8 protein-coding genes are annotated in these 12,273 nt (G+C 63.8%); 3 read left to right on the top strand and 5 right to left on the bottom strand.

All coding sequences use genetic code 11. The features are described from left to right. Positions 1-191: 191 nt before the first annotated feature. Positions 192-653, bottom strand: a complete 462-nt coding sequence (locus tag ACVOLQ_RS06010; protein ID WP_481527453.1) for a c-type cytochrome — start codon at positions 651-653, stop codon at positions 192-194. Positions 654-662: 9 nt separating this feature from the next. After that, complete coding sequence (locus ACVOLQ_RS06005; RefSeq protein ID WP_313171617.1) at positions 663-1,055, bottom strand: c-type cytochrome; 393 nt, start codon at positions 1,053-1,055, stop codon at positions 663-665. A gap of 220 nt (positions 1,056-1,275) precedes the next feature. Here ACVOLQ_RS06005 and ACVOLQ_RS06000 point away from each other — a divergent pair, with 220 nt between their 5' ends. From ACVOLQ_RS06000 to ACVOLQ_RS05990, 3 genes are read left to right on the top strand one after another with little or no spacing between them, the layout of a single operon-like run. Then, positions 1,276-2,412: an efflux RND transporter periplasmic adaptor subunit gene (locus tag ACVOLQ_RS06000; RefSeq protein WP_313171619.1), complete on the top strand. Its 1,137-nt coding sequence runs from the start codon at positions 1,276-1,278 to the stop codon at positions 2,410-2,412. Then, the gene (locus tag ACVOLQ_RS05995; RefSeq protein ID WP_481527452.1) at positions 2,409-5,879 is read left to right on the top strand and encodes an efflux RND transporter permease subunit; all 3,471 of its coding nucleotides are present in this window, start codon (positions 2,409-2,411) and stop codon (positions 5,877-5,879) included. The genes ACVOLQ_RS06000 and ACVOLQ_RS05995 overlap by 4 nt, the downstream gene beginning before the upstream one ends. Positions 5,880-5,883: 4 nt before the next feature. Next, a complete protein-coding gene (locus ACVOLQ_RS05990) occupies positions 5,884-8,955 on the top strand; it encodes an efflux RND transporter permease subunit (RefSeq protein ID WP_481527451.1) in 3,072 nt (1,023 codons plus the stop codon). A 414-nt stretch (positions 8,956-9,369) separates the two neighbouring features. On the opposite strand, the gene ACVOLQ_RS05985 is transcribed toward ACVOLQ_RS05990, so the two are convergent. Genes ACVOLQ_RS05985 through ACVOLQ_RS05975 form a run of 3 tightly spaced genes read right to left on the bottom strand, consistent with a single transcriptional unit; the run spans position 9,370 to position 12,024 of the window. Then, the gene (locus ACVOLQ_RS05985) at positions 9,370-10,602 is read right to left on the bottom strand and encodes a TraB/GumN family protein (protein ID WP_481527450.1); all 1,233 of its coding nucleotides are present in this window, start codon (positions 10,600-10,602) and stop codon (positions 9,370-9,372) included. Further along, complete coding sequence (locus tag ACVOLQ_RS05980; RefSeq protein WP_481527449.1) at positions 10,595-11,125, bottom strand: N-acetyltransferase family protein; 531 nt, start codon at positions 11,123-11,125, stop codon at positions 10,595-10,597. Before ACVOLQ_RS05980 ends, ACVOLQ_RS05985 begins: the two co-directional genes overlap by 8 nt. 11 nt (positions 11,126-11,136) lie before the next feature. Beyond that, the gene (locus ACVOLQ_RS05975) at positions 11,137-12,024 is read right to left on the bottom strand and encodes a carbon-nitrogen hydrolase (RefSeq protein ID WP_481527448.1); all 888 of its coding nucleotides are present in this window, start codon (positions 12,022-12,024) and stop codon (positions 11,137-11,139) included. Between the last annotated feature and the right edge of the window lie 249 nt (positions 12,025-12,273).

Genomic DNA, 12,273 nt, shown 5'->3' with positions numbered 1-12,273 from the left:
AGGAGCGGCGTAAGCCGCGAAGCTCGTATCGAATCAGATGCCGCATATGCCTGAGGTTTCGGCGATGTCAGCTTCGCGGCTTACGCCGCTCCCACAAGCAGTCTCAAACGCATCGTGAGTTGACCAATAACCAACAAAGCCGCCCAAGGGCGGCTTTGTTGGTTCAAGCAGTGGTGCTGCGACAGCTGCCGTCAATCGACGCCGTGCAGGTCGCGCAGCTGGCTGGGACGTGAGCCGAAGTAGGCGGCGAGGTCGGCGATGTCCTGATCGCTCAGGTTCTGCGCCTGCGGAGTCATCAGCATGTGGTCGCGGGTGCTGGCACGGTAGGCTTGCAGTGCATGGGCGAGGTAGTCGCCGTACTGGCCACCGAGCTTGGGATAGGTGGGATCGATCGGGTTGTTGCCGTCGGCGCCATGGCAGTCGATGCAACTCTGCCCGGTGGCCTTGCCTTTGGCTGCAGCCAGATGCTCACCGGCGGCAATGCGGCCAGTGGGCAGGCCGGCTGAGGAGCTGGAGCCGTGTTCGCCGCTGGCATGACCGGGGTCGGCCGCGGACTTGCCGCTGGACTCCACCTCCGACTGCGTACAGGCAGCCAGACCCAGGGCGGCGAACAGGGCGATGGACAAACGCAGTGCGTGTGTGGCTTTCGTCATGGTCGGCGCTTATTTGAGGGTGGACAGGTAGGCGGAGAGATCAGCAATGTCCTGCGGGCTGAAACTCATCGATTGCGCCTGCATCGTCGGATGCTTGCGTTTGCCTTCGCGATACTCGGTAAGCGCCTGGGTCAGGTACTGCGATGACTGCCCACCGATCTTCGGCACGCGGTAGCTGGGGTAGGCATTCTTGTAGCCGGTGATGCCGTGGCAGCCCTGGCAGGTATAGGCCAGGGTCCTGCCGGTGGCGGCATTACCGGTGCTGGCCGCTGCCGGTGTGGCGCTGGAGGCAGCAGGGGCAGGGGCGACGGCGGGTGTAGCAGACTGCGGATCAGCTTGGGCGGCCCCGAAGGTCAGGGCAAAAGCCAGAGCGAAACAAGCGGCGAGCGGCTGCGAGCGCATGGTTTCCTTATCCGATGAGCGGGTCTGGGGTTCCGCCGTGGGATACGGAACGGCCCGAGTATAGCCCGCGTATTTACCCCTCCGGAACAGGGGTCGGATGCTGCAATGCGGTAGCTCATGCCTATAGGGTGGTACCCATGACTTTCGGGGCATGGTGTGGGCGTGGGGTGGTGCAATACTTTGCTACAACACCTGCCTACGCATCCCCAGGGACAAGACGATGTCGCGACTTTTCACTCTGCACGCCCGCACCGGAAGCTGCGCTGCTGCACTCCTGATCACCACCTCCCTGTTGCTCGGCGGTTGCAAGGCCGGTGGCGAGGAAGCCAAGGCCAAGACGCCGGATGAGCAGAAGGCCAGTGACGCCGTACCGGTGGAAGTGGCCAAGGCCGAGCGCCGTGCCATTGCCGCCAGCTATACCGGTACTGCCGCACTGGAGCCGCGCGCCGAATCGCAGGTGGTCGCCAAGACTTCCGGCGTGGCGCTGGCGGTGCTGGTCGAAGAAGGGCAGCTGGTTCGTGCCGGGCAGCCCTTGGTTCGGCTGGACCCGGACCGCGCTCGCCTGAGCGTGGCGCAGAGCGAGGCGCAGATGCGCAAGCTGGAGAACAGCTATCACCGCGCCGAGAAGCTGGTGCAGCAGCAACTGGTCAGCGCCGCCGACGTGGACCAGTTGCGCTATGACCTGGAGAACGCGCGGGCGATGTACCGGATGGCGACGCTGGAGTTGTCCTATACGACGGTGGTTGCGCCGATCAGCGGTGTGGTCGCCTCGCGGGACATCAAGCCGGGCAACTTCGTGCAGATCAACTCGCCGATCATCCGCATTGTCGACAGCGGCCAGTTGGAAGCCACCCTCAATGTGCCGGAGCGCGAGATCGCCAAGCTCAAGCCGGGCCAGGCGGTATCGCTGCAGGTCGATGCGCTGCCGGGCAAACCGTTCACCGGCACGGTGGACCGCGTTGCACCGGTGGTGGACAACGGCACCGGCACCTTCCGCGTGGTTACCACTTTCAGCGGGGAAGATGCGCTGCAGGCGGGCATGTTCGGCCGCCTGAGCATCAACTACGACCAGCGCGCCGATGCATTGGTGGTACCGCGTACCGCACTGCTGGAAGACGGTGGCAAGCCGGCAGTCTATGTGGTGCGTGACGGCAAGGCCGTGCGTACCGAGCTGGCCCTGGGTTACGACGATGCCGGCTTCATCGAGGTACGCAACGGCCTGCAGCTGGGCGATGAGGTCGTCATCGCCGGCAAGGCCGCACTGCGCGAAGGCAGTGCAGTGCAGGTGATCGGCAAGGAGAAGGCGGTCGCAGCAGCGGCCAAGGCACCGGCCGCTGCACAGGCGACCAAGCAATGAGTGACCACGGACCATCGGCTTCCAGCGGTGGCTTCGATCTGATCGAGTTTGCCACCCGCCGCCGCGTCACCATTGCGATGATGACGCTGACCCTGGTGTTGTTTGGCCTGATCTCGCTGTCCAGCCTGAAGGTCGAACTGCTGCCGGACCTGAGCTATCCCACCCTGACCGTGCGTACCGATTACGAAGGTGCGGCACCGGCCGAGGTGGAAACCCTGATTTCGCAGCCGGCCGAAGAGGCGCTGGGTATCGTCAAGGGCCTGCGCAAACTCAAGTCGATCTCCCGTACCGGTCAGAGCGATGTGGTGCTGGAGTTTGCCTGGGGCACGGACATGCAGCAGGCCGGGCTGGACGTGCGTGACAAGATGGAAACGCTGCAGTTGCCGCTGGAGGCCAAGCCGCCAGTGCTGCTGCGCTTCAATCCTTCCACCCAGCCGATCATGCGGCTGGCGCTGTCGTCCAAGCAGGAAGCCGGCAACGACGCCGATGCGGTGCGCCGCCTGATGGAGCTGCGCCGTTACGCCGATGAAGACCTCAAGCGCAAGCTGGAGCCGGTCAGTGGTGTGGCTGCGGTCAAGGTTGGTGGTGGTCTGGAGGACGAGATCCAGGTTGATATCGACCAGCGCAAGCTGGCCGCGCTGGGTCTGTCGCTGGACACGGTGATCCAGCGTCTGCAGCAGGAGAACGTGAACCTGTCCGGCGGTCGCCTGGAAGAAGGCTCGCAGCGTTACCTGGTGCGAACCGTCAACCAGTTCGCCACGGTCGAACAGATGCGCGAGATGCTGCTGACCACGGCCAGTGGCTCCAGCACCGCCAGCAGCTCTTCGGGTGAGAACCGCCAGCTGATGTCGGCCATCCTCGGCAGCAGTGATCCCAATGTGATCGCGGCGATGCGCAACGATGGCAGCAGCAGCGCGCCCAGCGTGCGCCTGAAGGATGTGGCTGAAGTACGCCAGGGCTACAAGGAACGCGAAGCGGTGATCCGCGCTGCTGGCCATGAAGCGGTCGAGCTGGCGGTTTACAAGGAAGGTGACGCCAATACCGTGTCCACCGCCGATGCGCTGGAAGCGAAGTTGGAGCAGATCCGCAAGGAAATGCCCAAGGACATCGAGATGACCACGGTGGAGGACCAGTCGGTCTTCATCCGCCACGCCATCAAGGACGTCAAGATCGATGCGGTGATCGGCGGCCTGCTGTCGGTGCTGATCATCTTCCTGTTCCTGCGCGATGGCTGGAGCACCTTCGTGATCTCGCTGTCGCTGCCGATCTCGATCATCGCCACCTTCTTCTTCATGGGTCAGCTTGGCCTGAGCTTGAACGTGATGTCGTTGGGCGGTCTGGCGCTGGCCACCGGCCTGGTGGTGGATGACTCGATCGTGGTGCTGGAATCCATTGCCAAGGCGCGTGAGCGCGGCATGGGCATCCTGGAAGCGGCGATCAAGGGCACCCGCGAAGTGTTCATGGCGGTGGTTGCGTCGACCTTGACCACCATCGCGGTGTTCTTGCCGCTGGTGTTCGTCGAAGGCATCGCCGGCCAGTTGTTCCGTGACCAGGCGTTGACGGTATCGATCGCCATCGCGGTGTCGCTGGTGGTGTCGATGACCCTGATCCCGATGCTGAGCGCGCTGAAGGGCCGTCCGCCGTTGGAGTTCCCGGCCGAGGACCCGCGTGAGCCGTGGCGTCCGCAGAGCCGCTGGAAGAAGCCGGCGGCCTATGCTGGCCGTGGCATCGGCGCGATGTTCCGTTACGGCTTCTATTTCCTGGCCTGGACCGTGGTGCGGATCTTCCGTGGCATTGCCGCGGTGGTCGGCCCGGTGATGCGCAAGGCCAGTGATCTGGCAATGGCGCCGTATGGCCGCGCTGAAGCCGGCTATCTGCGCGCGCTGCCGGCGGCATTGAAGCGTCCGTGGCCTGTGTTGGGTTTTGCGACGCTGGCGTTCGGCTTGACCCTGGCGGCGTTGCCGCTGCTGGGCGTGGATCTGCTGCCGCAGCTGGCCCAGGACCGCTTCGAGATGACTGCCAAGCTGCCGCCGGGCACGCCACTGGCGCAGACCGATGCACTGGTACGCGAAGTGCAGCGCAAGCATGCCGACGAAGACGGCGTGCGCCTGCTCTACGGCGTCTCCGGCACCGGTACGCGACTGGATGCCAGCCCGACCGAGAGCGGCGAGAACATCGGCAAGCTGTCGGTGGTGATGAATGACACCAAGCTGGAGCCGGCACTGACCGAGAAGCTGCGCGAGACCATGAAGGCCTGGCCGTCAGCGCAGGTGGATTTCGCCCGCCCGGAACTGTTCGCGCTGTCGCCGCCGCTGGAAATCGAAATCGAGGGCAATAATCTCGAGGACATCCGCGTCGCCGGCAATCGCCTGGCTGGCATGCTGCGCGAGAGCCCGCACTATGCCGACGTCAAGTCGACGGTGGAGCAGGGCTTCCCGGAAATCCAGGTGGTATTCGACCAGGACCGCGCCGCGGCACTCGGCCTGACCACCCGGCAGATCGCTGATGCGGTGGTCAACAAGGTCAAGGGCAATGTCGCTACCCGCTACAGCTTCCGTGATCGCAAGATCGACGTGCTGGTGCGCGTGCAGGAATCGGAGCGTTCCTCGGTCAACGACATCCGTCGCCTGATCGTCAATCCGACCGGTGCCAAACCGATCGAGCTGGGTTCGGTGGCCGATGTCATCGCCACCACCGGCCCGAGCGAGATCCACCGCGCCGACCAGCGCCGTGTGGCCATCGTCTCGGCCAACCTGCGCGACATCGACCTGGGCAAGGCCATCACCGAAGTGCAGAGCATGGTCGCCAAGAATCCGCTGGGCACCGACGTCGGCATGCATATCGGCGGCCAGGGCCAGGAACTGGGTGAGTCGATCCGCTCGCTGCTGTTCGCCTTCGCCTTGGCGGTGTTCCTGGTCTATCTGGTGATGGCATCGCAGTTCGAATCGCTGCTGCATCCCTTCGTCATCCTGTTCACCATCCCGCTGGCGTTGGTCGGTGCAGTGGCGGCCTTGCTGTTGGCGCGTTCACCGGTCTCGGTGGTGGTGTTCATCGGCTTGATTCTATTGGTCGGTCTGGTGGTGAAGAACGCCATCATCCTGATCGACAAGGTCAACCAGCTGCGCGAGGAAGGTGTGGCCAAGCGTGAGGCCCTGGTTGAGGGCGCACGTTCGCGTCTGCGGCCGATCATGATGACCACGCTGTGTGCGGTGTTCGGCTTCCTGCCGCTGGCCCTGGCCTTCGGTGAAGGTGCCGAGGTGCGCTCGCCGATGGCGATCACGGTGATCGGTGGCCTGCTGGTGTCGACCCTGCTGACCCTGCTGGTGATTCCGGTGGTGTACGACCTGCTGGATCGCAAGCCGGACGAGTACTACGCCGAGCGCGGCCGGCGTGCACGCCAGGCGATGGCCCAGGCCGAGCAGGTGCTGAGCCACGAGCAGGACCCCATTGGCGGCATCAAGGACTGAGCGGATGAATATCACCGAGCTGTCCATCCGCCGCCCCGTCACCACCATCATGTTGTTCGTGTCGATGGTGGTGATCGGCCTGATCGCCGCGTTCAAGCTGCCGCTGGAGTCGGAGCCGGAAGCATCGATCCCGTTCTTCTTCATCGCACTGCCGTATCCGGGGTCGACCCCGGAAGAAGTGGAGCGCAACCTGCTGCGGCCGGTTGAAGAGGCCATCGCCACGATGCCCGGCATCAAGACGATGAACTCGCGCGCCAACGCCGAAGGCGGGCAGATCCAGGTCGAATTCAGCGACTGGAACCGCGATATCGCCATGGCCGCGTCCGAAGCGCGTGAGCGTATCGACGCGGTGCGTGACGAGTTGCCGGACGACTTCCGCCGTTACTACGTGCAGCGCTGGAGCACCAGCGACCAGGAAGCGATCAGCCTGCGCCTGAACAGTGCCGAGGACCTGACCGCGCGCGCTGACATGATCGAACGTGCCATCAAGCAACGCCTGGAGCGTCTGCCCGGCGTGGCCCGTGTTGAAGTGGAAGGTGTTGCCAAGCAGGAAGTGCTGATCGCGTTGGACAAGGACCGGATCAGCGCGCATGGCGTTGCCCTGAACGATCTGGTGCAGAAGCTGCAGGCGGCCAATTTCGCGGTATCGGCCGGACAGATCACCGAGGACGGCCGCCGCCTTCGCGTGCAGCCCAAAGGTGAGCTGCTGGAGGTGCAGGAGCTGCGCGACCTGCCGGTCAACAACCGCGGTACCCGCCTGTCCGATATCGCCGAGGTCAGCCTGCAGCCGCAGCGCATGAGCTATGTGCGGCGCATGGAAGGCAAGCCCAGCGTGGGCGTGGACATCTACAAGGAGCGCTCGGCGAACCTAGTGGATCTGTCGCGCGCTGTAGGCAAGGAAGTCGAGAGACTGGGCGACGACCCGGCCCTGCGCGGGGTGGATATCGAAGTGGCCTGGGACTCGGGCAAGGCGGTCACCAGCTCGCTGCTGGCCCTGGCCGAGGCCGGTGCAATCGGTCTGCTGCTGTCAGTGATCGTGCTGTACGCCTTCCTGCGCCATTGGCCGTCGACGCTGATGGTGTCGATGGCGATCCCGATCTGTTTCATCATGACCTTGGGCTTCATGTACTTCACCGGCATCAGCCTGAACATCATCTCGATGATGGGCTTGTTGCTGGCGGTAGGCATGCTGGTGGACAACGCCGTGGTGGTGGTGGAGAGCATCTACCAGGAGCGCGAGAAATACCCCGGCAAACCGGAGATGGCCTCGATCATCGGTACCCGCCACGTGGCGATCGCGCTGTCGGCCGGTACCTTGTGCCACTGCGTGGTGTTCCTGCCGATGATGTTCGGCGAGAAGAACATCATCACCATCTACCTGACCCAGTTGGCGCTGACCATTTCGTTCTCGCTGCTGGCCTCGTGGCTGGTGGCGGTGAGTCTGATCCCGATGCTGTCCGCGCGAATGAAGACGCCGCCGGCCCTGAAGTCACCGTTCATCAGCCGTCTGCAGGCGCGGTATGCACGGATACTGCGTTGGACCTTGCAGAACCGGGGGTGGAGCGTAGCCGGCATCGTGTTGGTGTCGGTGCTCAGCGTCTGGCCGATGACCCACACCAGTGGCGGTGGCGATGACAATGATCCGGATGAGATCAACATCTTCTATCAGTGGAAGGGCTCCTATTCCAAGGAAGAGATGGGCAAGGAAGTGCAGCGTGTCGAGGACTTCGTCAACGCCAACCGCGACGAGTTCAAGATCAAGCGTGTATACAGCCGCTTCGCTGAGCAGGGCTGGGCGCAGACGCGCCTGTACCTGACCGTCGACGACCGCGAGCAGAGCAAGAAGATCGAGGAAGAAGTGCGCAAGGGATTGCCACAGTCCGCGCGTGCCAAGATCGGTATCGGCTGGCCGGGTGGCATGGGCAGCGAAGGGCAGGGCCTGCGTTTCAGTCTGGTCGGTGATTCAAGCCAGACCTTGCGCGAGCTGGCCGACGACATCGTGCCGATCCTGGCGCGCAATCCCAAGCTGCGCGATGTGCGCGTGGACGTAGGCGATGCCAATGCCGAACTGGCCGTGCGGGTCAACCGCGAACGTGCAGCATCGTATGGCTTCAGTGCCCAGCAGGTGGCGCAGTTCGTGGGCATGGCGCTGCGTGGCTCATCGCTGCGTGACTTCCACCGCGATGACGTCGAGATTCCGGTCAATGTGCGTTTCTCGGGCTCGGAGAACTACAGCATCGAGGACTTGTCGTCGTTCATGGTGCGCAGCTCCAGCGGCAAGGAGATCCCGCTGCTGGCGATGGTGGACGTCAACGTCAATCCGGCGGCCAACTCCATCCAGCGCTTGAACCGGCAGACCATGCTGCGTATCGAGGCCGGCCTGGCCAAGGATGTGCCGATGGACCAGGCACGCAAGTCGGTCGAGGAGACCCTGGACCGCGTGCAGTTCCCGCCTGGCTACGGTTATACGTTCAACGGGGCGGGCTTCAACATCAACTTCGACGGCATGGACCAGATGGTGAGCGCGATCTTCATCGCCCTGATCCTGATGGTGGTGATCATGGCGGCGGTGTTCGAGTCGCTGTTGTTCCCTGCGGCGATCATGTCCTGCGTGCTGTTCTCGATCTATGGCGTGTACTGGCTGTTCTGGCTGACCGGCACCGAGATGAACATCATGGCGGTGATCGGCATCCTGGTGCTGATGGGCGTGGTGGTGAACAACGGCATCGTGATGATCGAGCACATCAACAATCTGAGGCGACGTGGCGTATCGCGTACCGAGGCCCTGATCGAGGGCAGCCGTGAGCGTCTGCGGCCGATCATGATGACGATGGGCACGGCGATCCTGGCGATGGTGCCGATTGCCCTGAACACGACCACGGCCGATGGCATGCCGCCGTATTACCCGATGGCACGCGCGATTGCCGGTGGTCTGGCGTTCTCGACGGTGGTCAGCCTGCTGTTCCTGCCGACCATCTATGCGTTGTTGGATGATCTGCGTACCGGCACGGCGCGGTTGGTGCGGCGTGCGCGCGGTTTGCCTGCGTTGGAGAGGGGCACCGTTGCAGAGGGCTGATTGGCTGGAGGGCTGGGCGGCTGTAGCTGCTTCGACGACTGGCAGCGAAGGCAACAGCAACAGCTGAAGCAAGAGCTGCCCTCACCCCTACCCCTCTCCCGCATGCGGGAGAGGGGACGGCAGAAGCTGGATCAAAGGCCAAAGCCAAAGCAACAGCCAGAGCAGCAGCCGAAGCAGCAGCCGAAGCAGCAGCCGAAGCAGCAGCCGAAGCAGCAGCCGAAGCAGCAGCTGGCGATCAGGCTTCCGCTGCCGAAGCCAACGATGCAGCAGCAAAAGAAAAATGCAGGGGAGCTAGTCCCCTCTCCCGCATGCGGGAGAGGGGTAGGGGTGAGGGCGCTTCTAAGCTTTTAAAGCATTTACAGCTTTTAAACCAAAGCTCAAAGCAAAGGCCTCAAAGCCGAAGCCGCAAAGGCCTCACCCAGCCAACTTCCCATAAACACTGAAACCGGTAAGCCACAGTCCCAGCATGCTGCCGATATTGGTCAGCATGAAAGTCAGCACGACGCGGGTAACGCGATTCCGGTACCAGCCCTTCACGTTCTGCGCGTCATCACGCAGCTGCAGGAAGTCCTGATACGTCGGCTTGCGCAGACGCGTCTCCACCAGCGCCGCAAACGCACCGGTAGGAATGCTCAGGCGGAAGGGCTTGAATGGCGCAACCACGATCGCGGTCAGAATGCTCAACGGATGGCTGGCAGCAAGCAACGCACCCAGGCCAGCCAGGCCGCCGGTAAACATCGCCCAAGTCAGCAACATGTCGGCACCCATGCCCATGCCGCCCTTCCAGAAGCCAAACCCAATGCCGCCCAGCACGATGGCCAGAATGCCCAGGGTGATCCACGGGATGTTGCGCTTCTTCGGTACCGACTCCAACTGCTCACGCAGCGGTCCGGGTGCTTCGGTATCGGTTTCCAGATAGCGGGCCAACCCTGCAAGGTGACCCGCGCCAACCACCGCCAGTACATTGCGCTGCTCGCTGTTGTGTTCCTCGCGCAGACGCGTAGCCATATAACGGTCGCGCTCACCGATGATGGCTTGATACAGCGCCGGGCTTTCGTTGGCGAATTCGCCGAAGCTCGATTCCAGCATGTCGCCCTGCTTGAGCTTCTCGATCTCGTCTTCGCCCACATCCTCGGATGAGAACAGGCCGGCGCCCAGACCCATCACCAGCTTGATCTTGCCGAAGAAGCCCAGGCTCTGCGATGCGCGGCGGAAAGTCAGGCCGACATCGCGGTCGATCAGGTGGACTGGCAGATCATTGGCCTTGGCCAGTTCCACCGCACGCTTGAGTTCGGCGCCAGGTTCGATGCCGAGCTGCTCGGCCAGACGACGCTGGTAAGCGGCCAGGGCGAGGTTGGCGGCAAACAGCGCCACGCGCCCCTTGCGGATCACCTCGACCAGATCGAGCTGTGCCAAGGCATTCGGATTGGTCAGTGCCTGCAGGCGCTGTGGGTCCAGTTCAACCGCAACCGCGTCGTACTGACCGCTGGCGATCGCCTGTTCAACCGCTTGCACGCTGGCGAGGGAAACGTGGGCCGTACCCAGCAAGGTGTAGCGCACGCCATCGCGTTCAACCACGCGCACAGGCTGGCCGGCCAGCAGTTCGCCGCCGGTTTCAACAGAGGAGTCAGTCATTGCTTCATTCATTGGATGGGGCGCTGTCGGCACCGTCGCCGAGTGCGCGTTGCATCTGTACCGTGTCCAGCCAGCGCCCGTGTTTGCGGCCCAGGCCGCGGAACACGCCAACCAGCTCAAAGCCGAAACGCTCGTGCAGCTTGATCGACGCGGTATTGGTCGGTTCGCCGATCACCGCGATCATCTGCCGGAAGCCGCGTGCGGTGCATTCGTCGATCAAGGCCTGCATCAAGGCCTTGCCAACGCCTTTGCCCTGGAAACGAGCATCGACGTAGACCGAGTTCTCCACGGTCCATTGATAGGCGATGCGGGCACGGTAACTGTTGGCATAGGCGTAGCCGGCCACCTCGCCGTCGATGGTGGCGACGAGATAGGGGAAGCCGCGTGCGGTGATGTCCTGCATGCGCTGCGCCATCTCCGCCGCGGCGGGGACTTCGTACTCGTAGGTGTTGACCAGCTCGCGCACCTCCACCGCGTAGATCGCGGTGATGGCCGGGATGTCAGCGGGTGTTGCGGTGCGCAGCTGCAGGCTCATCTCGGGTCCGGTCAGTCGATGTAGCGCTTGAGCAGGTCGCCGTAGGCATCGATGCGGCGATCACGCAGGAACGGCCAGATGCGGCGCACGTGTTCGCTGCGTTGCAGGTCGATCTCGCAGACCAGCAGGGTCGCATCAGTGCCGGCTTCGGCGATGAACTCGCCCTGCGGACCCAGCACGTGGCTGTTGCCCCAGAAGTTGATGCCCGAAGCGCCCAGCGGCGAGGCTTCGTGACCCACGCGGTTGCAGCTCAGCACCGGCACGCCGTTGGCCACGGCGTGGCCACGGTGGCTCAGCACCCAGGCATCGCGCTGGCGGTTTTTCTCGTCCTGCACGTCGTCCGGGTCCCAGCCGATGGCGGTGGGGTAGAGCAGCAGCTCGGCGCCGGCCAGCGCCATCAGGCGCGCCGCTTCCGGGTACCACTGGTCCCAGCAGACCAGCACGCCGAGGCGGCCGACCGAGGTGTCGATGGGGGTGAAGCCGAGGTCGCCCGGGGTGAAGTAGAACTTCTCGTAGAAGCCCGGGTCATCGGGGATGTGCATCTTGCGGTACTTGCCGAGCAGGGTGCCGTCTTTTTCAAAGACCACGGCGGTGTTGTGGTACAGGCCGGCGGCACGGCGCTCGAATAGCGAGCCGACGATGACCACGCCGTGCTTTTTGGCCAGCGCGCCAAGATGTTCGGTGCTGGGCCCCGGGATAGGCTCGGCTAGGTCGAATTCGTCCACCGACTCGTGCTGGCAGAAGTACGGGCCGTTGTGCAGTTCCTGCAGCAGCACCAGTTTCGCGCCCTGCGCGGCAGCCTCGGCCACGCGTGCATCAATCACGGCCAGGTTGGCGGCGGCGTCACCGTGGTTGCGCTCCTGGACAAGGGCGACGGTAAGGGGGCTGCGCGAGTTCATGCTGCGATCCTGCGGTGGAAAACGCGCATGTTAACGCGGATGCGCGTCGGCTATGTGGTCAGGGCTGAACGGAAAGGGCTGTGGCGCCCATGCGGTTGCTTGCGCTTCCCAGGTAGCGCCGAGCCATGCTCGACTCCACGGCTTGAGCCCCTCTCCCGTGTGCGGGAGAGGGTTGGGGTGAGGGTGGCTTTTTTGCTGGTAAAGCCCCTGCCGAGCATGGCTCGGCACTACGCTCTGAGCCCCTCTCCC

The sequence above is a fragment of the Stenotrophomonas sp. STEN031 genome (genome assembly GCF_056759975.1).
The sequence above is the reverse complement of the archived record's forward strand: the minus strand, read 5'-3'. Positions and strand labels throughout refer to the sequence as shown.